This window comes from Halalkalibacter oceani (genome assembly GCF_023715605.1).
Lineage (GTDB): Bacteria > Bacillota > Bacilli > Bacillales > Bacillaceae_D > Halalkalibacter > Halalkalibacter oceani.
In genome coordinates, this window is record NZ_JAMBOL010000016.1 from 45,114 (window position 1) to 68,745 (window position 23,632).

The 23,632-nt window shown below is 49.3% G+C and carries 24 protein-coding genes, 2 rRNA genes and 1 riboswitch; of the genes, 4 read left to right on the forward strand and 22 right to left on the reverse strand.

Annotated features, from left to right (window positions below):
• The first annotated feature begins 60 nt into the window (after positions 1–60).
• The gene (locus tag M3202_RS15760; RefSeq protein WP_251224263.1) at positions 61–894 is read left to right on the forward strand and encodes a metallophosphoesterase; all 834 of its coding nucleotides are present in this window, start codon (positions 61–63) and stop codon (positions 892–894) included.
• A gap of 209 nt (positions 895–1,103) precedes the next feature.
• Here M3202_RS15760 and M3202_RS15765 read toward each other — a convergent pair whose 3' ends face one another.
• Genes M3202_RS15765 through M3202_RS15775 form a run of 3 tightly spaced genes read right to left on the reverse strand, consistent with a single transcriptional unit; the run spans position 1,104 to position 4,257 of the window.
• On the reverse strand, positions 1,104–1,415 hold the full coding sequence (locus M3202_RS15765; protein WP_251194787.1) for a YerC/YecD family TrpR-related protein: 312 nt from the start codon (positions 1,413–1,415) through the stop codon (positions 1,104–1,106).
• Between the two features lie 26 nt (positions 1,416–1,441).
• Positions 1,442–2,464: a DUF3048 domain-containing protein gene (locus tag M3202_RS15770; RefSeq protein WP_251224264.1), complete on the reverse strand. Its 1,023-nt coding sequence runs from the start codon at positions 2,462–2,464 to the stop codon at positions 1,442–1,444.
• Between the two features lie 53 nt (positions 2,465–2,517).
• Complete coding sequence (locus tag M3202_RS15775; protein WP_251224285.1) at positions 2,518–4,257, reverse strand: adenine deaminase C-terminal domain-containing protein; 1,740 nt, start codon at positions 4,255–4,257, stop codon at positions 2,518–2,520.
• 134 nt (positions 4,258–4,391) lie between these two features.
• Between M3202_RS15775 and M3202_RS15780 the strand changes: the two genes are divergently transcribed.
• Together M3202_RS15780 and M3202_RS22585 are read left to right on the forward strand one after the other, a co-directional pair.
• Positions 4,392–4,649, forward strand: coding sequence for a YgaP family membrane protein (locus M3202_RS15780; protein ID WP_251224265.1), 258 nt, complete (start codon positions 4,392–4,394; stop codon positions 4,647–4,649).
• A gap of 81 nt (positions 4,650–4,730) precedes the next feature.
• Entirely contained in the window at positions 4,731–4,841 is a 111-nt protein-coding gene (locus M3202_RS22585) for an EYxxD motif small membrane protein (protein ID WP_349775627.1), read from the forward strand.
• Here the strand turns inward: M3202_RS22585 and purD are convergent.
• From purD to M3202_RS15865, 17 genes are all read right to left on the reverse strand, one after another.
• Complete coding sequence (purD, locus tag M3202_RS15785) at positions 4,816–6,087, reverse strand: phosphoribosylamine--glycine ligase (RefSeq protein ID WP_251224266.1); 1,272 nt, start codon at positions 6,085–6,087, stop codon at positions 4,816–4,818. The genes M3202_RS22585 and purD overlap by 26 nt on opposite strands.
• Positions 6,088–6,404: 317 nt before the next feature.
• A complete protein-coding gene (gene purH, locus M3202_RS15790) occupies positions 6,405–7,943 on the reverse strand; it encodes a bifunctional phosphoribosylaminoimidazolecarboxamide formyltransferase/IMP cyclohydrolase (RefSeq protein ID WP_251224267.1) in 1,539 nt (512 codons plus the stop codon).
• Between the two features lie 55 nt (positions 7,944–7,998).
• On the reverse strand, positions 7,999–8,568 hold the full coding sequence (purN, locus tag M3202_RS15795) for a phosphoribosylglycinamide formyltransferase (RefSeq protein WP_251224268.1): 570 nt from the start codon (positions 8,566–8,568) through the stop codon (positions 7,999–8,001).
• Complete coding sequence (gene purM, locus M3202_RS15800) at positions 8,565–9,602, reverse strand: phosphoribosylformylglycinamidine cyclo-ligase (RefSeq protein WP_251224269.1); 1,038 nt, start codon at positions 9,600–9,602, stop codon at positions 8,565–8,567. The genes purN and purM overlap by 4 nt, the downstream gene beginning before the upstream one ends.
• Positions 9,603–9,622: 20 nt before the next feature.
• Positions 9,623–11,035 carry an amidophosphoribosyltransferase gene (gene purF, locus M3202_RS15805; RefSeq protein ID WP_251224270.1) on the reverse strand — a complete coding sequence of 471 codons (1,413 nt, stop codon included), beginning with the start codon at positions 11,033–11,035 and terminating at the stop codon, positions 9,623–9,625.
• Entirely contained in the window at positions 11,011–13,236 is a 2,226-nt protein-coding gene (gene purL, locus M3202_RS15810; protein ID WP_251224271.1) for a phosphoribosylformylglycinamidine synthase subunit PurL, read from the reverse strand. The genes purF and purL overlap by 25 nt, the downstream gene beginning before the upstream one ends.
• A complete protein-coding gene (purQ, locus tag M3202_RS15815; RefSeq protein ID WP_251224272.1) occupies positions 13,220–13,903 on the reverse strand; it encodes a phosphoribosylformylglycinamidine synthase subunit PurQ in 684 nt (227 codons plus the stop codon). The genes purL and purQ overlap by 17 nt, the downstream gene beginning before the upstream one ends.
• Positions 13,900–14,151: a phosphoribosylformylglycinamidine synthase subunit PurS gene (gene purS, locus M3202_RS15820; protein ID WP_251194764.1), complete on the reverse strand. Its 252-nt coding sequence runs from the start codon at positions 14,149–14,151 to the stop codon at positions 13,900–13,902. Before purS ends, purQ begins: the two co-directional genes overlap by 4 nt.
• Complete coding sequence (purC, locus tag M3202_RS15825; protein ID WP_251224273.1) at positions 14,139–14,861, reverse strand: phosphoribosylaminoimidazolesuccinocarboxamide synthase; 723 nt, start codon at positions 14,859–14,861, stop codon at positions 14,139–14,141. Before purC ends, purS begins: the two co-directional genes overlap by 13 nt.
• An 80-nt stretch (positions 14,862–14,941) precedes the next feature.
• The gene (gene purB / locus M3202_RS15830) at positions 14,942–16,240 is read right to left on the reverse strand and encodes an adenylosuccinate lyase (RefSeq protein ID WP_251224274.1); all 1,299 of its coding nucleotides are present in this window, start codon (positions 16,238–16,240) and stop codon (positions 14,942–14,944) included.
• A 33-nt stretch (positions 16,241–16,273) separates the two neighbouring features.
• A complete protein-coding gene (purK, locus tag M3202_RS15835; RefSeq protein ID WP_251224275.1) occupies positions 16,274–17,407 on the reverse strand; it encodes a 5-(carboxyamino)imidazole ribonucleotide synthase in 1,134 nt (377 codons plus the stop codon).
• On the reverse strand, positions 17,404–17,889 hold the full coding sequence (purE, locus tag M3202_RS15840) for a 5-(carboxyamino)imidazole ribonucleotide mutase (RefSeq protein WP_251224276.1): 486 nt from the start codon (positions 17,887–17,889) through the stop codon (positions 17,404–17,406). The genes purK and purE overlap by 4 nt, the downstream gene beginning before the upstream one ends.
• Positions 17,890–18,044: 155 nt before the next feature.
• Positions 18,045–18,146, reverse strand: a riboswitch (purine riboswitch).
• A gap of 77 nt (positions 18,147–18,223) precedes the next feature.
• The gene (locus tag M3202_RS15845) at positions 18,224–18,433 is read right to left on the reverse strand and encodes an NETI motif-containing protein (protein ID WP_251224277.1); all 210 of its coding nucleotides are present in this window, start codon (positions 18,431–18,433) and stop codon (positions 18,224–18,226) included.
• 148 nt (positions 18,434–18,581) lie between these two features.
• On the reverse strand, positions 18,582–18,887 hold the full coding sequence (locus M3202_RS15850) for a hypothetical protein (protein ID WP_251224278.1): 306 nt from the start codon (positions 18,885–18,887) through the stop codon (positions 18,582–18,584).
• Positions 18,888–19,121: 234 nt separating this feature from the next.
• On the reverse strand, positions 19,122–19,682 hold the full coding sequence (locus M3202_RS15855; RefSeq protein ID WP_251224279.1) for an isoprenylcysteine carboxyl methyltransferase family protein: 561 nt from the start codon (positions 19,680–19,682) through the stop codon (positions 19,122–19,124).
• Positions 19,679–20,779 carry a type III polyketide synthase gene (locus M3202_RS15860; RefSeq protein WP_251224280.1) on the reverse strand — a complete coding sequence of 367 codons (1,101 nt, stop codon included), beginning with the start codon at positions 20,777–20,779 and terminating at the stop codon, positions 19,679–19,681. Before M3202_RS15860 ends, M3202_RS15855 begins: the two co-directional genes overlap by 4 nt.
• A 73-nt stretch (positions 20,780–20,852) precedes the next feature.
• Positions 20,853–22,235 carry an MFS transporter gene (locus tag M3202_RS15865; RefSeq protein WP_251224281.1) on the reverse strand — a complete coding sequence of 461 codons (1,383 nt, stop codon included), beginning with the start codon at positions 22,233–22,235 and terminating at the stop codon, positions 20,853–20,855.
• A gap of 171 nt (positions 22,236–22,406) precedes the next feature.
• Between M3202_RS15865 and M3202_RS15870 the strand changes: the two genes are divergently transcribed.
• Positions 22,407–22,640: a hypothetical protein gene (locus tag M3202_RS15870; protein ID WP_251224282.1), complete on the forward strand. Its 234-nt coding sequence runs from the start codon at positions 22,407–22,409 to the stop codon at positions 22,638–22,640.
• A 481-nt stretch (positions 22,641–23,121) separates the two neighbouring features.
• Here the strand turns inward: M3202_RS15870 and rrf are convergent.
• Together rrf and M3202_RS15880 are read right to left on the reverse strand one after the other, a co-directional pair.
• Positions 23,122–23,237: ribosomal RNA gene (gene rrf, locus M3202_RS15875) — 5S ribosomal RNA — on the reverse strand.
• Positions 23,238–23,464: 227 nt separating this feature from the next.
• A 23S ribosomal RNA gene (locus tag M3202_RS15880) occupies positions 23,465–23,632 on the reverse strand; the annotation flags it as partial.

Sequence of the window (23,632 nt, forward strand, 5' to 3'; positions counted from 1 at the left end):
AGATTATATCTGATACCTTTTTTTGCTCCCGCTGTGCTACTATCAAGATGAGGTGAGAAAATGAAAAAACGAATAACGAAGCGCCTGCTTGTAATAGTTGCAATCCTTATATCCCTGTTTTGGTTCTCACATTGGCAAAATAATTCGCTCGTCACGACTGAAGTAACGCTTCATTCCGAGCGTCTTCCGCTGAATTTTTCAGCGTACCGCATTGTGCAATTATCCGACTTACATAACAAACGGTTCGGCAGCGAGCAGCAGGCTCTTGTACAAAAAGTTGCCGACGCCCGGCCTGATCTCATCGTTTTTACCGGAGATCTTGTTGATTCCGCTAAAGGCGATGAAGAGGCAAGCTTACTCTTGATGGAAAAGCTGGTCGAGCTCGCTCCTGTTTACTACGTAACAGGCAATCACGAATGGTCATCCGGCCGCTTTTCATCGCTTGAACAGCAGTTAACGGCCGCAGGTGTCCACATATTGCGAAATACAGCATCGGAGCTCGCGATCGGAGAGGATACGATCCAGCTTGTCGGCATCGATGACCCGGCGCAAGGTGAGCAAACGGAGAATATGCTTGAGCAGGCTTTTCACAAAGTGGACGAAGAACGCTTCACAATTTTACTGGCTCATCGACCAGAGGAACTTGCGCTCTATGCCGATTATCCAGTTGACCTTATTTTCTCCGGTCACGCGCATGGCGGCCAATTTCGTCTGCCTTTCATTGGCGGACTCGTCGCTCCAAACCAAGGCTGGTTTCCTCCCTATACAGCCGGCAGCCATACACTGGGACGGGCAACGATGATTGTGAACCGCGGTCTCGGCAATAGCATCATTCCGCAACGGATCTTCAACCGGCCTGAGATTGTAGTCGTGACATTAAGAAAAACCGCGTAGCGGCTTTTCTCGAATCAACCCGAAAATCTTATACTTTCTTATCTTAAAAAAATAGAGCCACTCAAAAGGCTAACACCGGCCTTTAACGCCTGGCTTCGCTCGCTGGAATTCATGAGGACTTCACTCATGAATTTGAAGACCTTCCTGCGGCTCCGCTTTCAGGCTAAGAGCCACTCAAAAGGCTAACACCGGCCTTTTGAGTGGCTCTTTTATTCTTCGACTTTTAGTTCGTTTTCCTTCACGCGGTCAAGCGTCATTTTATAGCCGTCGTTTCCGTAGTTCAGGCACCGTTTGACGCGGGAAATCGTCGCGGTGCTAGCGCCGGTTTCGGTTTCGATTTTATGATAGGTAAAGCCATTTTGCAGCATTCTGGCTACCTCCAGACGCTGGGCAAGGGACTGGATTTCGTTTATGGTACATAAATCATCGAAAAATTGATAGCATTCCTCAAGATCCTTTAATGACAAAATCGCTTTAAATAGTTGATCGAGCTCCTTGCCGCGCAGCTTATCTATTTGCAATGTCATTCACACCTTTCCTTTTTCATTTAGTAGGTGACACTTGTAAGAGCAGGAACAATATTAATCCATGTTTGTCCAGGAGTCAGCGGGACTTGTGCCCCGTCCTTGACAGGTATAATTTGCCCATCACGATTTTCCCAATCCACTTCACTGGCGATCCCGCTTTGAAAGAGGATTCCTTTACCGCCGGAGGTAAGATCAATGGCACGACGTCCGACATCATCCAGCGTCCGGTGTTCAGCTTCGACAACGAACAGGTTCGCCAGGCTGATCGGCTCGTCCGTTTCGTCGTCAATCGTCTGTTCTTCCCCATTAAACCGATGGTAGAGACCCAGCTCCTCATCAAAGGCGTACTGAACCATATTCCGGTCATAATAATTAATTTCAATTGCTTTTCCGTCCGTACCCGCTATTTGAATCTCTTCATTTTCATAGAAATCAAGGCTTGGAACAGGCCCGTCCAGCTCATAATTACGAGATTCAAAGCCTTCCCAAATGTGCTCGAACGTAATATAGGAATTGTGAGGCGCCTGCCGCTCGGAAGAACGTTCAAAAAGCGTTCCATCATAATACAGCCCGTTTAGAAAATCCGCCGCTCCGCCATTCAACAATTGCTCGGCGTCCGGACTCCAGCCGTGAATGACGAGCATTCCGTTATAACCGTTGACCAAGTCAATAAAATATGGCCGGGCACTGCGCACAGGTCCGACGCGCTCCGGCAGCTGGCTGTGATACAAAGCGACAAAACGGGTCACTTCACCTTCCGCCAGCACTTCATAGACCACATCGGCGGAAGTCAAGCCCGATTGGGGCCTTGCCGCCGGATGATTGTTAATTGTCACTCCGACAACGCGGCGATCAAGCTGCTCCTCCGTTCCAACCCCTGTTAACGGATATGTATAAGGGAGAGAAGCCTCGACTTCTCCCGCATCTTCAACTGGTTCTACCTGTTCCTCTTCTTCTATGTCCACCGTCGGTTCATCGTTCTGACACGCGACCAGCATCGTCAAAGCCGCAACTGCTGCCATCCATTTGCTTCTTTTTTTCATCTCATGCACAACCTTTTCCTGAATTAACTCACTAAAGGATCTCTTTTTTTAGTTTACCGCATAATTGCAGGAAAGAGTACCGTTTTCTTTTTCACATCATAAATTCCACGCTGGGTGACACGAATATACGGCAAATGGGTAGAGGAAAAGAAGAGCAGGCTGTAAATTGGGTCTTCGTGCTTATATCCGCGCTCTCTTAACAGTGTAACAAATTTTTTCTCTTCTTCCATAATCTCTTGCATCGGTTTCGCTGATAAAACGCCAAATAGCTCCAATGTCATGCTGCCGATCACATTTCCATCCTCTACGAGCGTCATTCCGCCTCCCTGCTTTTTCAAAGCCCGGAAAGCAGCGATCATATCGGATACATTTTTCCCGATCAAAATAATATCACCGGTGTTCGAAAACGAACTGGCGAAGCCGAGAACGTGCGTGGCGAAGCCTTTAATCATTGTCGCAATAAGCCACTTCCCGTTTTTATCGATCATGACAAAAAAGCTTTCATCATGCGTCGTCGCCAATTCCTGGCCTGTCGGCTCCACCGAGATTTGATACGGCTTCAAAATAACGGCATTCGCCATTTCAATTCCCATCGGCATGGAAAAAGATAAATCACTTTCGGAGAGATCCCAATCAATTTCAAGCGGTCCGATGCCGAACTTCTCCCAAGGAAACGACTCAAAGCCTTCGCATTGTCGGCCTTCCCGTACTAGCCACTGGCCTTTTGCCAGCACCGCTTTCGGATTCGGCTGATCAATCGCTTCAAGAATGTTCAAATGCGCAATCCGGCCAGGCGCAATCATCCCCAGCTTCTGATCAAGCTGATAATATTTTGCGACGTTATAGCTTGCCATCGAATAAGCGTCAATCGGATCAAGCCCGCTATCAATTGCAATCTTAATCAGCTGATCCATCACGCCATTTTCGTAAAAAGAAGGCGGCGATCCGTCGGTTGTCATTAAGCATCTGTCAAAATAGTCAACGCCGAGCTCTCTCATTTCTTTTAACAGCTTCGGTAAATCCGGCCGGATCGACGAATGGCGTAAAGAGGTCATATAGCCCAGATTTAGACGTCGCACCGCTTCTTCTCCCGTCATCGCCTCATGGTCGCACGTGACCCCTAAAAGAGCCATCTTCGCCAAAGTTCGTTCAGAAGCCCCGGGCAAATGTCCTTCAATCCGCTTGCGCAGACGTGCCGTTTCCTGCATCCAGTGTAAAATCGAATCATCTCCGTTTAACACCTTCGGCCACGATGTCAGCTCTCCGCCTTGAATGACAAGAGGATGCTCGAGCCATTCCTTCATTTTCGAATGTGAAAAGAAGGCGTTGTCCAGCACCTCGGTCTGGGCATCATAGCGGCACCACCAGAACATCGTCGCCGGGAGCTCATTCAAGGCTTCAATAATGGAAAGCGCTTTCTTTTTTTCAAGATACAAAAAAAACACCATGTTGTCATTGATCAGCGTTGTCGTCCCCCGGGAGGACGCATATTTCGCAAAGCTGTGGGGATTATATAATTGAAACGGGTGGGCGTGGTGCTCTATATAGCCAGGTACCACAAAGGATTTTTTACAATCTACAATTTCTGTTCCCGTTGTTTTCGTAGGCATTTCATCGCCAACATAAACGATCCGGTCCTCGGTCACCCAAATATTGGCGGTCAACCACTTGCGGCGGGCATGATTTAAATAAGTTGCCTCCTTAAGGACCAGTGAAGGAGCCCTGTCTCCTTGCACAACAGCAAGCTGTTGCCTTAGTCGTTGTTTTGTCCAGCGATAAAGTCGCTCTGGCATTTCATCATCACTCATTTCATCAATTCCTATTTTTTCAATCGTAACATATTTTTATGGTTTACCTCACGAAAGATGTAATATCTTTTAACGAATTTTTTGTGAAAGATCAATTTTGACAGAAAGGCAGGCTGAATATGAGACCAAATATCGGAAGAGTTGACGCGCTTTGTCGAATAACTGCCGGATTCACCTTGTTGGCCTGGGCCACAGCTAAGCTTGCCCGCAACCCGTCCCATTCACTTCCGCTGCTGGGGGCTGTAATGGGGGGCATGAAGGTCGCAGAAGGAATCACCCGCTTTTGTCCGCTTGTTTACGTGGCTGAACAAAGGAATCCGTCTTTATCCCATGAGAAAAACGTCGCTCATCAGCAGCAGGCAGACCGTTATTCATGAATCATAAAAAGGATAACCTAAAAAGGTTTATTTTAACCTTCAGGTTATCCTTTTACATCCATTTTGTCAGGAGGATGAAGAATGTTTACAATACAAGAATATGCAACCGATACGCTCTTTGTGTATATGATGCTGATCGGTTCCATTGTTGCCGCCGTCTATTTTTTTATGAGGAAGAGGCGCGCAAAATAGCTTTATTGGCAATATCTGAACGGTAAAACAAACCGGCTGTGTCCAGCTGTTTTACTTGTTCATATACACGCTGCTGGGCATCAGCCAAAGATGGCTGCCTTGCAGCGAGCAATAGAACCCGTCCGCCGTTCGTTTTCCATGTTCCGTCTTCCTTCTTCGTCCCGGCATGAAATACGAGAACATCCTTCTCGATTTGATTGAGGCCGTGAATCGGCGTTCCTTTTTGGTATGCGCGCGGGTACCCTTCACTAGCCAGCACGATGCCAACGACCGCATCGTCCGACCAGGCCAATTCCGGCGTTTCTCCTGTAAGCAGCGCATCTAAAACAGCAAGAAGATCGGAGTCGAGGCGCGGCAGAACAACCTGCGTTTCCGGGTCGCCGAAGCGGACATTAAATTCAATTACTTTCGGTCCGTCCGCCGTCATCATCAATCCGGCATACAAAATGCCTGTAAACGGGGTCCCTTCTTTAATGAGTGCATCAGCTGTCGGCTGCAAAATGTGCTGAACAGCTTTTTCCACCTCATCGCTCGTAAATTGTGGAACCGGAGAGTACGCCCCCATGCCACCGGTGTTTGGTCCCTGATCTCCGTCAAAGGCCCGCTTATGATCCTGCGCTCCGACCATCGGCACAACCGTTCCCTGATGAACGAAAGCCATTAACGAAAGCTCTTCGCCGTCCAAATATTCCTCAATGACGACTTGATGACTCGCTTCGCCAAAAGCATGCTCCTTCAGCATGGAAGCCAGGGCGTCTGTCGCTTCCTGCTCCGTCATCGCCACGACAACGCCTTTACCTGCTGCCAGGCCGTCAGCTTTAATGACGATTGGTGCCCCCTTTTCCTTCACATAGGAAACAGCCTTGTCATAGTCAGTAAATGTTTCATAGCTGCCTGTCGGGATGTTGTATTTTTTCATAATATGCTTGGCAAACGACTTGCTTCCTTCAAGCAAAGCTGCTTCTTTTGTCGGGCCGAAAATTCGCAGCCCTTCTTCTTGAAAACGATTGACGATCCCGTCAAGCAACGGGGCTTCAGGGCCGACAAACGTAAGATGAATCTCTTTTTCCTTCGCAAACGCCACAAGCTGATCATGCTCTTTTTCCGCGATTGGGACAAGCGTCGCGACGTCCGCCATGCCATCATTGCCCGGCGCGACAAACACTTCTGTCACCTGAGGACTGTCGGCCATTTTCCAGGCTAACGCATGCTCGCGCCCGCCGCCTCCAATAATCAGTACGTTCATATCTTCCCCTCCTTTATGAATTGACTTTTAAAACCTTTGCGTCGACTCCGCGCTTTTTCAAAGCTATCTCATCAAATTGCAACGGCTCCGTTCGGCGCGCAGTCAGAAGGAAAGAAAACCCGCTTTCCTTCTGACTTTTGAAACCCTTGCGCCGACTCCTCGCTTTTTCAAGCTGTCTCATCAGCTTGCAATGGCTCCGTTCGCTACTCGCCTTGAGAGAAGAAAACCGCTTCTCTCAAGGCTTTTAAAACATGTAGCGACTCCGCTCATTGATTCGCTTTTAAGCAAAAGGAAAAAACGCCTTTTGCTTAAAAGCTTCAGTGTTTAAAGTGGCGGATGCCGGTCATGACCATGGCGATGTTGTATTTGTTGGCCATTTCGATTGATTCTTCGTCGCGGATCGAGCCGCCTGGTTGGATGATCGCGGTGATGCCGGCTTTTCCGGCTAATTCAACTGTGTCTCCCATCGGGAAGAAGGCATCAGAGCCCAAGACGGCTCCTTCGATTCGTTCGCCGGCCTGCTTGATCGCGATATCGGCAGAACCGACGCGATTCATTTGTCCTGCTCCGACGCCCACTGTCATTAAGCCGTTCGTGACGACAATCGCATTTGATTTCACATGCTTGACGACTTTCCAGGCAAGCTTTAATGCTTCCCATTCTTCTTCCGTCGGTTCACGTTTTGTCGGAATTGAAAGCTCAGCATCCTCCAGCCCGAGCAAATCCTCATCCTGCAATAAAAGACCGCCGTGAACGGAAGTGAGCATCGCTTCCGGCTCGATTTGCTTTTGAACAGGGACAGTTAATAAGCGCAAGTTCTTCTTCGCTGTTAAAATTTCCACAGCCTTCTCCGAGAACGATGGTGCGATGATAATTTCAAGGAAAATCTCCTTCATTTTCAAAGCAGTTGCTTCATCAATTTCACGGTTTGCGGCAATGATTCCGCCAAATATCGAAACAGAATCGGCTTCATAGGCACGATTGTAGGCTTCCTCGATCGTTGCTCCCGTTCCGACGCCGCATGGATTCATATGTTTGACAGCGACGACGGCCGGCTCTGTAAATTCCTTCACAATCGCTAAAGCGGCATCGGCGTCATGAATATTGTTATAAGAAAGCTCCTTGCCGTGAAGCTGCTTTGCTTCGGCAATCGAGCTTGAATCAGCAAGCGGCTTTTGGTAGAACGTCGCCCGCTGATGCGGGTTTTCGCCGTAGCGCAAGCCCTGCTTCCGCTCGAACGTCACAGTGAGGCTTTCCGGCTCTTCTTCCCCGACTGCCTTCGTTAAATATTCGGCAATTAGCGCATCATAGGAAGCCGTATGGCGGAATACTTTCGCTGCTAAGCGACGCTTCGTTTCTACGGAGACCGCCTGCTCCTGCTTCAGCTCGTCAAGCACGACCGCATAGTCAGCCGGATCGACGACGACGGCTACATGCTGGTGGTTTTTCGCAGCTGCCCGCAGCATGCTCGGACCACCAATATCAATGTTTTCAATCGCATCGGCAAACGTACAGTCCGGCTTGGCAATCGTCTCTTTGAACGGGTACAGGTTGACGACGACTACGTCAATCGGCGTAATTTGATGCTCCGCAAGCTGCTGCTGATGCTCCGCACGCTCGCGCATCGCTAGCAAACCGCTATGTATATTGGGGTGCAGCGTCTTGACACGCCCATCTAAAATTTCCGGAAAACCCGTCACTTCAGAAATTCCAATGACAGGAACACTGGCTGCTTCAAGAGCTTTCTTTGTTCCCCCTGTTGAAACAACTTCAAATCCGAGCTCAACTAGAGCCTGGACAAATTCAACGATCCCTTCCTTATTTGAGACACTGACTAACGCTCGCTTCTTACTCATTCTGCTCCAATCCCTTCTTCTGTTCTCCAATCAAAATATTGCCTGCAACACCCGTTTATCTAAGTTCTTCCACGATACGCTGTAACGTTCGCGGATATAAAGAGTGCTCGACTTTCTGCACCTTTTGCCGCAATGTCTCGATCGTATCGTCCTCTTCAATCGTCACCGCTTCCTGAGCAATAATCGGGCCCGTATCCATTCCCGCATCGACATAATGAATCGTTACCCCGGTAACCTTGACCTTCGCTGCAAAAGCCTGACCAATCGCGTCAAGTCCCGGAAAGGATGGCAAGAGGGACGGATGAATATTGACAATCCGTCCTTCATAGGCCTTGAGCAACGTTGTCCCGATTAACCGCATATAGCCGGCCAGCACGATAAATTCGATCCGCTGCTTTGTAAGCTCATCAACGATTTCCCGTTCAAAAGCCGCTTTGTTTGGATAAGCTTTCGGATCAAAGTCCATAACTGCGATACCGTGATTTTTCGCCCGTTCAATCACTTTTGCCTGCGGATTATCGCTGACAACAAGCACGACCTCCGCGTCAACCCGCCCCTCTTTTGTTGCGGCAATAATCGCCTCGGCGTTCGTTCCACTTCCTGAGGCAAAAACAGCGATCCTCATTCGTCAATGCCTCCGATCACAACACCCGCGCCAGTCTCCACGCGGCCGATGACAAAAGCTGACTCGCCTTGTGCTTCAAGCTCCGCAAGGACGGCATCCTGCTCCTCTTTTGGAACGACCATTACCATGCCGATTCCCATATTAAAGGTGGAGAACAGCTCTTTTTCACTTAGCTTGCCATATTTCTGCAGCAAAGGGAAAACAGGTGGGATCGGCCATGATCCGTGCTCGATCGCGACAGCTGTTCCTTCCGGAAGCATGCGCGGAATATTTTCATAGAAGCCGCCGCCGGTAATATGCGCCAGTCCGTGCACCGAATATTTGCTGAGACAGGCTAAAAGCGGCTTGACGTAAATCTTCGTCGGCGTTAACAGCTCATCTCCAAGCGTCTTTCCCAATTCCTCGATCTGATCCGTTAATGAAAAACCATGGTCGTTGAGAAAAATTTTCCGGACGAGCGAAAAGCCGTTGCTGTGAAGACCGCTCGACGCTAAGCCAATCACGACATCCCCCGGCTGAATCGCTTCCCCTGTGATCAGCTGCTTCTTCTCGGCCGCGCCGACCGCAAAGCCGGCAAGATCATATTCATCCTCGGCATACATTCCTGGCATCTCAGCCGTTTCTCCGCCGACAAGGGCGCAGCCGGCTTGCTCACAGCCGTCAGCGACCCCTTTTACAATCGCTTCCAGCCGTTCTGGTACCGCTTTTCCACACGCGATATAATCAAGGAAATAGAGAGGCTCCGCTCCCTGGACGACAATATCATTGACGCACATCGCCACTGCGTCAACGCCAATCGTGTCATGGCGGTCAAGCATAAAGGCAAGCATCAGCTTCGTACCAACGCCGTCTGTTCCGGAGACAAGCACAGGCTCCTTCAGGCCGAGCGTCGAAAGGTCGAACATGCCGCCAAATCCTCCAAGTCCGCCCATCACGCCGGCGCGCTTTGTCCGATTGACGTGCTGCTTCATCCGTTCCACTGCCTCATACCCTGCTTCAAGACTTACCCCTGCTTGTTTATATGCTTCTGACATTGTTCCTGCTCCCTTCTCCTTTATACCTTCGCATAAGGATGTAACGTATCCGGATAAATTTCAGTTGGGTACTTCCCTGTAAAGCACGCCAGACATTGTCCGCAATTCGGATCAGCGTCAGAGCGGCCAATCCCTTTCATCAGCCCGTCCGTACTAAGAAACGCCAGCGTGTCCGCTCCCATCATTTCACGCATTTCTTCGATGGAATGATTAGAAGCAATCAGCTCTCCCGTAGTCGACGTGTCAATTCCGTAAAAGCATGGGTGCGTGATCGGTGGTGAACTGATCCGCACATGGACTTCCACGGCTCCCGCCTCACGAAGCATTTTGACGATCCGGCGGCTTGTCGTTCCGCGGACGATCGAATCATCGATCATGACAACGCGCTTCCCTTCGACGACTCCGCGCACGGCGGAAAGCTTCATTTTCACCCCTTGCTCACGAAGCTCCTGAGACGGCTGGATAAATGTCCGGCCGACATAGCGGTTTTTGATCATTCCGAGTTCATAAGGAATTCCGGTTTGTTCGGCATAGCCGATCGCCGCAGAGATGCTTGAATCCGGTACTCCTGTGACAACATCAGCTTCAACCGGCGATTCAAGCGCCAGCTGCTTGCCTAAATTTTTGCGGGCGGTATGGACATTCAGCTCATCGACATTGCTGTCAGGACGGGCAAAATAAATGTATTCCATACTGCAAATCGCCCGTGAGGATGGCCCGGTAAACCGTTGCGAACGGAGGCCATGTTCATCAATCGTAATCAGTTCGCCTGGCTGTACTTCCCGCTCATAAGTAGCACCAATTAAATCAAACGCACATGTTTCCGAAGCGACGACATAGGCGTCGCCAAGACGACCAATCGAAAGCGGGCGCAATCCATTTGGATCAAGCGCGACAAAAAGCTGCTTTTCGTTCATGACCGCGAAGGCATAGGCTCCCTTCAGCATCGTCAAAGCGGAGTACAATTGCTGTTCAAGCGTGTGGTAGCCGCTTCGTTTAATCAGATGGGCAAGCACCTCCGTATCAGAGGTTGATTGAAAAATGCTGCCCTGACTCTCAAGCTGATGCTTCATATTATTCGCATTGACGAGGTTGCCGTTGTGGGCGATCGCCAAGCTTCCAAGCTGTGAACGGAACAAGAGCGGCTGCACATTCGCCAGCCCGCCGCCTCCTGCTGTCGCATAACGGACATGGCCGATCGCCGCATGACCGTTTAAATCTTTAAAATCATCTTCACTGAACACATCATTCACAAGCCCTAAGCCTTTATGAATCTTTAACCGTTCTCCGTCCGTTGCCACAATCCCGGCTCCCTCTTGCCCGCGATGCTGAAGACTGTGCAGGCCGTAATACGTTAAGTGAGCGGCGTCCTTATGACCCCAGATGGCGAATACACCACATTCTTCATTTAAGCCTTTGATTTCAGCAAACATGGAATGGCTCCTTTCCAAGCCTTGACAATTTCATTCTGTGTTGTCGTCAGGATCGTTTCATTGGCCTCATTTTTCACCGTCAGGACACGACCTGCACTTACTTCACCGATTTTTTGCGCATCGACAAGCTGTTCAAACTGAGCGGCATTCTCCTTAGTGACGGTGACGATAAAGCGTGATTGCGATTCAGCAAACAGCGCCGCCGTTGCTTCGCCGGCAAGCGTAACGCTTGCGCCGACCTCACCGTCTGTCATACACTCCGCCAGCGCGACAGCAACCCCGCCTTCAGCGACATCATGGGCAGAAGCAACAAGCCCTTGCTTAATCGCCGCCAACAGCTGCTCCTGACGCTTCTTCTCGACCGTTAAGTCAATCGCCGGCGCCTTTCCGGAAATCGTGCCGTCTGTCAGCTTTTGCAGTTCACTTCCACCGAACTCCGGCTTTGTCTCGCCGAGCAGGTAAATAGAGTCCCCTGCCTGCTTGAACGACTGTGTCGTAATATGATCGATATCTTCAATTAACCCGACCATGCCAATGACAGGAGTCGGATAGACTGCTACGCCATTCGTTTCATTGTAAAGCGAGACATTCCCCCCGATAACCGGTGTTTCGAGAATGCGGCACGCTTCACTCATGCCATCCGTTGATTTTTCCAGCTGCCAGAAAATTTCCGGCTTATCTGGACTTCCATAGTTAAGCCCATCTGTTAAGCCGAGCGGTGCGCCACCCGAGCAGACGATATTGCGTGCTGCTTCCGCAACCGCGATCTGACCGCCGACCTCAGGATCGAGGTAAAGATAGCGCGAGTTGCAGTCAGTCGTCATCGCCAATGCTTTCCGTGTTCCGCGAATGCGGACAACGGCTGCATCAGAGCCTGGTTCCACAACCGTATTTGTTTGCACCATATAATCGTATTGATCGTAGACCCATTCCTTGCTGGCAATCGTCGGTTGCGCCAATAGCTGCAAGAGCGTCTCTTTATAATCGCTCACAGCCGGAACTTTTTCTTTCTGCTGCTGGAAGGCTTCATAATAAGCCGGAACACGTGATGGCTTATGGTAAACAGGCGCTTCCTCAGCGAGCGCATCAACCGGAAGATCAGCGACAACCTCGCCTTTGTGCAAAAGGCGCAGACGCTTATCATCTGTCACATGACCGACTTCCGCCGAAAGCAGTCCCCACCGGTCAAAAATGTCTTTAATTTCCTGCTCGCGTCCTTTTTTGACGACAATCAGCATCCGCTCCTGGGATTCCGAAAGCATCATTTCATATGGTGTCATTCCTTTTTCACGCTGCGGCACGAGATCCAAATTCATTTCAATGCCTGAACCGGCCTTGCTCGCCATCTCCGCTGAAGAAGACGTTAAGCCGGCCGCCCCCATATCCTGAATGCCGACGAGGGCGTCACTTTGAATCAGTTCAAGACAGGCTTCAAGCAGCAGCTTCTCCATAAACGGGTCGCCGACCTGAACAGCCGGACGCTTCTCGTCGGAATCCTCACCAAGCTCTTCAGAGGCAAAGGTCGCTCCGTGAATTCCGTCGCGTCCCGTGCTTGCGCCGACATACATTACGGTATTGCCAACACCTTTTGCCTGACCTTTTTGAATATCCTTATGATCAATCAATCCGACGCACATCGCATTGACGAGCGGGTTTCCTTCGTAGCACGGATCGAACTGAACCTCTCCGCCAACGGTCGGAACCCCGATGCAGTTACCGTAGCCGGCAATTCCGGCAACGACTTCTTCAAATAAATAACGAACGCGCGGAGATGTTAACTCTCCAAAGCGCAATGAATTCAGTAACGAAATTGGACGAGCCCCCATGGAGAAGACATCACGTAAAATACCGCCGACTCCAGTAGCTGCACCTTGATATGGCTCAATCGCCGATGGGTGATTATGGCTTTCGACCTTGAACACGACCGCCTGCTCATCCCCGATGTCAATAATACCCGCACCTTCCCCGGGTCCTTGCAGGACGCGCTCTCCTTCGGTCGGGAATTTCTTAAGAAGCACCTTTGAGTTCTTGTAGCTGCAGTGCTCCGACCACATCACCGAGAACAGCCCGGTTTCTGTATAGTTTGGCGTCCGCCCGAGAATTTCTTCAATCATGGCGAATTCATCATCCGTTAACCCCATCTCGCGGTAAAGCTTCTCTTCCTTTACACGCTCAGCTGTTGGTTCAAGAAGTAGTGACATGAGATTCCCTCCAATTTCGTACAATCGATTGAAATAGCTTTAACCCATCTTTGCTGCCGAGCAGTTCTTCCACAGCCCGCTCCGGATGCGGCATCATCCCAAGAACATTTCCGGCTTCATTTTTGATCCCGGCGATATTCGCCTTTGACCCGTTAATGCTTTCTTTGTAAGTAAAGACGATTTGCTTGTTCGCCTTCAGCTCAGCCAGCGTTTTGTCGTCGCATTCATAGTTTCCTTCTCCGTGGGCAACTGGAATCGTAATTTGTTCACCGGCTTCATAGCCTGAAGTAAAGATCGTTTCATTATTCTCAACGATCAATTCCGTCGGCCGGCAGATGAATTTCAATCCTTCATTTCGTTTCATCGCGCCAGGAAGCAGACCAAGCTCCAGCAGCATCTGGAATCCGTTGCAAACACCGAGAACCGGCTTGCCTTCTGCCGCCGCTTGTCTGACTGCCGTCATAATCGGAGCAAAACCAGCGATCGCGCCGGAACGTAAGTAATCGCCATAAGAAAAGCCACCAGGCAAAAGCACGCCATCAAAGCCGTCGAGCGATGTCTCGTCGTAACGAACATATTCTACTTCTTCCTTCAGCGCATCCCGAATTGCAAAAAACATATCCGCATCGCAGTTTGAACCAGGAAAGACGATTACCGCAAACTTCATGACGGGACAACCTCCTCAATTTCATAACGGTAATCTTCAATCACCGTGTTGGCTAACAGCTTGGCGCACATTTCATCAACGCGCTGGTCAATATTGGCCGTCTCCTTCACAATCAGTTCCATGTACTTTCCAATCCGGACATCCTCCACCTCGGCGTAATCCATCGTATGAAGGGCACGCTTTACCGCTCCTCCCTGTGGATCAAGAACACTTTCTCTTAACGTGACATACACCTTTACTTTGTACATGATGCTCCTCCTAATCGTGTTAATATTTCCTGATAGCCTTCCTGCAAGCTGCCTAAATTTCGTCTGAATAAATCCTTGTCAAAGCGCTGATTGGTATCCTTGTCCCACAGCCGGCATGTATCCGGGGAAATTTCATCAGCCAGCAAAATCTCACCGTCGTCCGTGCGGCCAAATTCCAGCTTGAAATCGACGAGTCGGATATTCAGTTCATCAAAAAGCGTCACCAGCTGTTCATTGACGGCGATCGCCTTTTCTCTCAGTACCGCCAGATCCTCGCTTGAAGCCGCCTCTAAAATCGCAATATGATCTTCGGTTACAAGCGGATCACCTAAGTCATCGTCCTTATAGTAAAACTCGACAATCGGGGTCTTTAATGGGGTGCCTTCTTCCATTCCGAGACGCTTTGATAAGCTGCCGGCAACGATATTTCGCGTCACAACCTCTAACGGAATAATTTCGACCTTTTGCACAAGCTGCTCCGTTTCGGAAAGCTTCTTGATAAAATGGCTTTCGATTCCGCTTTTTTGCAAATGAGCAAACAGAAGCGAGGAAATTTCATTATTAAGCCGTGCTTTGCCGGCAAGGGTTTCTTTTTTCTCTCCGTTAAAAGCGGTCGCGTCATCCTTGTAGCTCACCCACAGCTGATTCTCTTCACTAGTTTGATAGATTTTCTTAGCCTTTCCTTCATAAAGCAGGACACCTTTTTCCATCGTGGACCCTCCATGTACAAAATATTGTTTCTGATAGTTGGAGCATCGTGCAGCGCTAAAACCGCTGCACGATCTCCTCTTTAGTTCGACAGACCGAGACGCTCGAAAATCGTATCGACATGCTTGAGATGATGCTCATAGTTGAAGCACTCGTCAATCTCTTCAGGTGAAAGCATGCTCGTGATCCGCTCTTCGGCCTCGACCAGCTCGCGGAATTGCACGCCTTTTTCCCACGCCTCCATCGCTTTCGGCTGGACGAGGTCATACGCTTCCTCACGCACCATTCCTTTGTTAATGAGGGAAAGCAGGACACGCTGAGAGTAAATTAGGCCATATGTCCGGGTCATGTTGCGCTTCATATTTTCCGGGAAGACGGTTAAGTTCTTAATGATGTTGCCGAAGCGGTTCAGCATATAGTTCAACGCAATTGTCGCGTCCGGCAGGATGATCCGTTCCGCGGAAGAGTGCGAAATATCGCGTTCGTGCCAGAGCGGTACATTTTCATAAGCGGTCATCATATAGCCGCGAATGACACGGGCAAGACCAGTCATATTTTCCGAGCCGACCGGGTTACGCTTATGCGGCATCGCCGAGGAACCTTTTTGACCTTTTGCAAAAAACTCCTCAACCTCGCGTGTTTCACTCTTTTGCAGTCCGCGCACTTCCACGGCGAACTTCTCAATTGAAGTCGCAATTAAAGCGAGAGCCGCCATATAATCGGCATGACGATCACGCTGCAGTGTTTGCGTCGAAATCGGCGCCGCCTTCAGTCCAAGCTTCTCACAAACGAGCTGCTCCACTGCCGGATCAATGTTCGCATAAGTTCCGACAGCGCCGGACAGCTTGCCGTAGCGGATACCTTCTGCCGCCTGCTTGAAGCGCTCAAGGTTACGCTTCATCTCTTCATACCATAGAGCGAGCTTCAAGCCGAACGTTGTCGGCTCAGCATGCACACCGTGGGTCCGTCCCATCATCACCGTGCGCTTATGTTCAATCGCTTTATTTTTTAAAATCTCGATAAAGCGTTCTATATCAGCGAGAAGAATCTCATTCGCCTGCTTTAACAAATAGGATAACGCTGTATCGACGACATCCGTGGACGTCAGTCCGTAATGAACCCATTTTCGTTCTTCGCCAAGCGTTTCGGACACAGCGCGGGTAAACGCGACGACATCATGCCGTGTTTCTGCTTCGATCTCGTGAATGCGCGCGACATCAAAGCCGGCGTTCTCGCGGATTTTCGCCACATCCTCCTTCGGGATTTCTCCAAGCTCTGCCCAGGCTTCACAGGCGACGATCTCGACTTCAAGCCATGCTTTAAATCTGTTTTCCTCTGTCCAAATAGCTCCCATTTCCGGGCGCGTATAACGTTCAATCATGCTACCAGCCTCCGCTTATATTCAATTTCATCTCTATTCTAGCACATTCGCCTTATGAAGCCGCTCCAGCTTTTGACAAGCATCCTCGACCGTCACGGCCGTCGCGGTCACATGCCCCATCTTCCGCTTCACTTTCGCTTCTTTCTTTCCATATAAATGCAGCTTTACTTCAGCCAGCTGATCCACCGCAGCTAAAACCCGTTCCACATCCTCACCGAGGATATTCTCCATCACCACCGGCGAACGCAGTGTTGTCGGACCGAGGGGAAGACCGCAAATAGCGCGGATGTGCTGCTCGAATTGCGAGGTTTCACAGGCCTCGATCGTATAATGGCCGGAATTATGCGGACGCGGCGCCAGCTCATTGACATATAATCTGCCATCCTTAAGCATAAAGAGCTCAACCGCCAGCGTCCCGACTACTCCGAGCTCGTTGGCGAGTGTGAAAGCCATCTTCTCCGCCTGCTCACATACGTTCGTGCCCACCTCTGCCGGCACGTGAGAGCGGTGCAAAATGTTTTCCCGATGCTCATTACGGGCGACCGGAAAGACCGTTACGTCGCCATGCCGTGAGCGGGTGACGATTACCGATAATTCCAGTTCAAATGGAATCCATGCTTCCAGCACGCATTCGCCATGCGCGAGCAGCTCCTTCGCCGCCTGCTCAAGCTCGGCCTGACTTTTGACGACCCGCTGCCCTTTTCCGTCATACCCGCCGCGGCACGTTTTTAAGACCGCCGGAAAGCCAATTTCCGCTTCCGCTCCGCTGACATCTCCAAGCTGCAGAATCGCTTTAAATGGAGCAACCGGCAGACCGACCTGTTGAATCGCTTCCTTCTCGCGCAGACGATGCTGCGTCAAGGCAAGCACCTTTGCCCCTTGTGGAAAATCCGCCTGCTCCGTCAGCCAATTGGCCGTTTCTCCGTCAATATTTTCAAATTCATACGTAATCACATCAGACACATCGGCAAGGCGCTTCGCCCCATCGCGGTCATCATAAGCCGCTTCAATGACAATATCAGCTACCTGGGCACACGGGGAATCAGCCGTCGGCTCCAAAACAGCGACGCGGTAGCCCATTTGCTTCGCGGCAATCGCCATCATCCGGCCGAGCTGGCCGCCGCCGATCATTCCAATTGTTGATCCTGGTTTGACTGTTCTGCTCATAGTTCTTCACTGCTTTCTAATACAGCTTGTTTCGTTTTTTCACGGCGTTCCTCTAACCGAAGACGAACGTTCTCCTGGTGTGTGCCAAGAATTTGCGCCGCCAGCAGACCGGCATTTGTCGCACCAGCCTTGCCGATCGCCACCGTGGCGACCGGTACACCGCCTGGCATTTGCACGATGGAGAGGAGTGAATCAAGCCCGTTTAACGCTTTTGACTGAACAGGGACGCCAATCACCGGAACAGTCGTTTTAGCCGCCACCATTCCAGGTAAATGAGCCGCCCCTCCAGCTCCGGCAATAATGACTTTTATTCCTCTAGTTTGAGCTTGTTCCGCATATTCAAACATTAAATCGGGAGTCCGATGAGCAGAGACGACTTTTTTTTCATAAGGAACATCAAGCTCCTCCAAAATGTCACAGGCTGCTTTCATCGTCTCCCAATCTGACGTACTTCCCATAATGACTCCAACTTCAGGTTGCATTGTTGAACTCCTCTCCTCCTGTAAAACTCCTGAATTTTATAAAATTTTATCTGTTGAAAAAAGCGCAAGAGTCGGCTTCTAATCTGCTCAGATTGAGAGAAAGGAAGCCACTCTTGCGCTTTCATACGGCTACAGGGCACCATAAGAAGACATGTGCCTCTGTCACTTTCCCTCATAGTCCGATTTTTTACGGCAATCGGGTAGAAACTTCTGGACCATATTTCCAAGATTATATGAGGTTCTTATTCGCTTTTGATCATTCGATATAGCTTTATCTTACAAGGATCAAGCTAGGGTGTCAACAAATAGTCGAACGATAAAAAATGTCAGACTATTAACGTTCGTTTTCTAGCAGTATCCCTTCGAAGATGATTTGCTGGCGGACAGGAACGTACTCTTTCTGCTGTTTTGAGCCTTTTTCCTCAAAAATAGGCTTCTCAAGACGGCGAACCGGCTGATAGCCCTCCTTTTTCATCCGCTCGAGACAGTCAGCTATCGTTTCCGTTTCCTGCACTTTAAATCGCTGTTTTCGCTTTTTTGTCACACTTTGCACCTCACTTGGACATTATTGATTTCATTACTGTATCACGATTTCATGTCGGAGAAAACCTTTGACGTGCCGTCAGGACAAAGGCAACTAAAAAAGAGTGTGTCAAAGGGTTGTTGCCTTTGTGCACACTCTTTTATTTCCTTCAATATTTATTGGTTGAATCCGACCATTTGGCATCCTCTGCTAATTCGCTTTGTGCCCGGTGTGTTTGCGGAAAACCGTTTGCGACCCAATCATTTCGATGAGCCGAATCAAGCTGGGTAAGTCCTTTTTCTTCCGGCACTTTATCAGCATCGACGCTTTCTCGCTTGTCGCCTTCCCACACATCAATGTCCTCACGCACTTTCACGTTTTCCCGCTGCATCTGCTGACAGGCACTTTTCATCAAACAGGCGCCTCCAGCCAAAAGAGCCGACCCCAAAATGAAATTAACTGTTGATGTTTTCATTTTCATCCCTCCATCTCATACATTCACTTCTACCTATCCATACCCGTTTTTCCACATAAAAAAAACGCGTAGAGCGTCCTTTTTAGAAGCGGCTTGCGGAGCCGTCCGCGTAACGCGCGAAGCCGACGCGCTTCCTCGAATCAGTCCGAAAGTTTTTATACTTTCTTATCTTTTAAAAAACCGCTCCTGACAGTTTGAAGCTTACTTATGATCATTTCAAGGATTTAGCCATGTTCAATCTTCATAGGTTGGAATGAAACGTCTCCGTTTTTGAAATACATCATTGTAATTAGTCGCTTGCTTTAACGCCGCCTCTTCCTTTTTAATCCGAACAGACAATACAGCCGCATTCAAAACAGTGAACAGGATCGCAGTCCAATAAGCCTGAAAAATTAACGGAAGAACGGCAATCTCAAGGACGACAATCACATAATTCGGGTGACGTACATATTTGTACGGACCTCTTGCCACTACATTGGCCCCCGGTATGATCATGATCCGGGTATTCCAATAGCGACCCAGTGAAGACAGGGCCCACACTCTTCCAAGCTGAGCCAGTAAAAAAAGAGCCAAAGGAAGAGCTGACGCCCCCGTCCAGCTTTGCTTCGTTACCGTCACTTCGATCAGCAGCGAGATAAAAAAGAAACCGTGGACGGCGATGATCCACTTGTAGTGCTCACCTGCGACTTCATAGCCGCCCTGCTTTTTGATCCACTTTGCATTTCGGTTCGCTATAGCCATTTCAACAAACCGTTGAACGATAACGATACAAATAAACAAATAGACCAGAATCATCGGTTGACCTCCTCCCACTGAAGCAATAAAAGCTCTGAGCTAAAGCCGGGACCGAGAGCAGCCATTAATCCGTACTCTCTGGCCTTTTTCGGACTAGCCAGCACTTTCTCCAGTACATACAGAACGGTAGGAGACGACATATTTCCATGATGCTTCAGCACTTGTGTTGAAGCTTCGAGCAGCTCAGGCGCGAGACCCAGAGCTTCACTGTAGGCTTCCAGCACCTTTCGACCGCCTGGATGGGCAATAAAAGCGGATAATTGCTGGACTGTCACTCCCTCCTTTTGCAGGAACCCTTCAACGACCGGTCGCAGCCATTTGGTGACGATCGAAGGAATGCTCCTCGAAAAGATAACATGCAGACCGCTATCCTTGACGTCCCACCCCATGACATCCTCAGAGTCCGGCATTAAGGTGGACTCAGTCGCGATAATGTTCGGAACCGAGTCCTGTCTGATCTGCGGCCGAAGGGCAGAGTCGTCCCCAATGACTAACGCGCAGGCCGTACCATCAGCAAATAAGGATGTCCCGACTAAATTGCTTTTCGTCCGGTCATTTCGTTGAAAGGTTAGGCTGCATAGCTCGACGCAGACAACAAGGACATTTGCCTCGGGATAAGCGCGACAAAACTCAAACGCCCGGCTCATCCCCATCGCGCCCCCCGCACAGCCGAGGCCCCATAACGGAATGCGCTTCGTATGCTCAGAAAAGGGCAGTTTATTCATAATCCGGGCATCAAGGCTTGGAGTCGCCATCCCAGAGCTTGATACAAGCACAATCGCGTCAATCTCACTAACCGCAATCTCTGACTGCAAAAAGCGAGACTGTGCGAGGCAGGCTTTTATCGCTTCCACGCTATATTCGGTTGCCAATTGAATATAAAGATCATTGCGCTCCTGCAAAGAATGATCCTTACGAAACCAGTCTATCGGAACAGCGAACTGGCGTTTTTCAATCTGTCCATTGGAAAAAACCGCCAATAGTCGTTCAATGTCCTGATAGCTTTCAGCGAATAGCTCCCGGGCAAACTCTGTCGTCGTCTCTTGGTCAAGCTGATAAGAAGGAGTATATGAGCTTACAGATGCTATAGCTGGCATGCTCTCACCTACCTAACGTTCATAATACCGTTAGGATTTCCAGACGCTGGATATTCATGCATTCATTTAACGGCTATTCGGTTTTCTTGCGTAAAGAAAAATAGAAGAAACAGCCGTTTACGAGCGTCAACCCGATTAATCCAATAAATACATTGCTGTAAATAATCGCCGGGCCTTGCGCTTGCGATAAAGGATTAAGCAGAATTTCACTATCATAGTCCAGCATTTTACCGATAATAGCGCCCCCGAACGCACCTGCCATAAAATTAAATAAATTGTAAATTCCCATCCCGACTCCAATTTCATTTTTCGGGAGCGAGGCGGAAATCAGACTCGCTGTCCCCGTCTGGAGAAACGGAAACGCGATATAACTCGTAAGGACGACTATCCCAATCACCCAGGCAGGACTTCCGCTAAAAGTTGATAGCAGCAAAAAGCCGCTGATCATCAACATGAAGGCAACATAGACGACCCGCTTTCCACCCCATCGATCAGATAAACTTCCTGCGACATTCCCGGCGAACGCAGCCGTCAAAGCAGCCGGAAAAATCGTTAAGCCTATGTATAGGGTATTTAACCCATTCACCTCACTGAGCATAAGCGGCAGCATAAACATCATGCCAAACATCGTCATAATCGCTAAAAACCCGGAAAAAATCGTCGTCCGGAAGGAACTGTTCCGAAACACGTCGGGACGGATAAACGGGTTGTCATGCGTCATGATCCTTCTCGTAAACAGCCCGAAGAAAAGGATGCTGCCGAGCAAGAACCACCAGTTAAATAACGTAATAAATAAAATAAGGGCCGCCACCGCCAGCGCGATAAACGCCGCACCGAGAATATCCACTTTTCCTTCGTTCTTTTGTTCGTCCGGCATCCATTTCCAGAAGAACGGAATCGTCAACAGCACAAACGCGGAAATCAAAAATAAGTATTGCCAGTTCAGTGCACCCGCCACAAATCCTCCGATCACCGGACCGACTCCTGACGCGAACGCCATCGTGCTTGAGACGATCCCCAACACTTTGCCCCGCTCCTCCGGGAAGTATCTGATCGGCACAATAAAGACTAACGCGACAATCGAGGACGCGCCGGCCGCCTGAATAATCCGTGCCAAAATAACCCCCTCAAAATTCGGCGCAAAAAACCCGAAAATCGAGCCAAACGCAAAAAAACTAAGTCCGACCGTCAACAGCCTTTTTAGCGGGTAAATGTCAGCCAGCTTGCCGTACATCAGCGCCCCGATCGCATAGATCACAATATATCCGGTTACAACCCAACTGACTTGTGAAGGACTCAGTGAAAAAGAAAGCGCGATATCAGGAATCGCAATCATGAACATCGTCCCATTCATCACCGAAAATAATAAAACGGAGCATATCAAAAAGATCAGCTTCTTTTTCTCAGCTTGATTTAAAGCCTTTTCCACCCTTACCTGTTCTGCCAGAACCGCCATTTATTTCGTCCCCCTACATTTTTTCAACTCTCTTCATTATACTTCTGTCTTAAAAGTTCTTCTACATTGAAGCTCAATTAGAAAGATGACGCGAATAATTTTTATAAAATCGCAATCAAATTTACAATCTATGCTTTATGAGGTATTTTTTAAGAAAGGAGGTTGAGCGAATTGACATTTAAAAAAGCGCTATTTTCATTTTTGATTATCGTAAGCGTAACTGGCTTATCCACTCTCGCCGCTTATGCCTCATCAACTATTACCGATGAGACCGAGGTTCCTTCTACCCACCAATTTAGTGAGGTGAAAGAGGTACCAGGCCTACCAGCTCACTCTCAAAGTGAACCCCCACAAATTGAGAAAGCACAAAACTCTAACATCACCGACGATATGGAAGTTGAATAAGAAGGGATAAAAGCACAGGCTTGAAGATCCTGTGCTTTTATCCTTTGTGCTTTATCGCCCGGTAATCAGAAGAAGACGCTGTTACCTTCACAGCTCACTCACGCAGTACCATCGGCTTTTCACGGCAGCTGCTCGTTCTAAACGAGTGCTCTTCAGGCCTTGTGCGTTATCCTTTGTGCAATAAAAAAAGCACAATCCGCTTGGATTGTACTTTATCGCCCGGCAACGTCCTGGCTCGCCATTTGTCTTCTACGGGGATGATGCTCTTGTCGCTTTCCTATGTCCCTTTTTCATGAACTCCTACGAAGACAAACGGTTCGTCTCACAGGGGGACATGTTGCTTTGCTTCGCTGTTTTCTCACGCAGTACCCATCGGCTTTTTCACAGAAGCCGCTCGTTCTTCCGAACGAGTGCTCTTCGCGCCTTGTGCGTTATCCTTTGTGCAATAAAAAAGCACAATCCGCTTGGATTGTACTTTATCGCCCGGCAACGTCCTACTCTTGCAGGAGGAAGCCTCCAACTACCATCGGCGCTGAAGAGCTTAACGACCGTGTTCGGCATGGGAACGGGTGTGACCTCTTCGCTATCGCCACCGGACTTTTGATCGAGAGATTACCTTGTTAGGTTCTCTTTGATCAATCTATATCGGGGAAGTCGCAATGGCTCCGTACGCTACTCGTCTAGAGTGGAGAACCCCACTCCTCTCTAGACTTTGAAAAACTTGTAGCGACTCCGCACATTGCTTCGCCCAGTCCCCAAAAACAGGGGACTTGGGCTTGATTCTTTCAAAACTAGATCATGATTGTACAAGTATCAAGAATTGCTTGGATAAGTCCTCGACCGATTAGTATCTGTCAGCTCCACATGTCGCCACGCTTCCACACCAGACCTATCAACCTCATCATCTCTAAGGGGTCTTACTGGATTAACTCCATGGGAAATCTCATCTTGAGGGGGGCTTCATGCTTAGATGCTTTCAGCACTTATCCCGT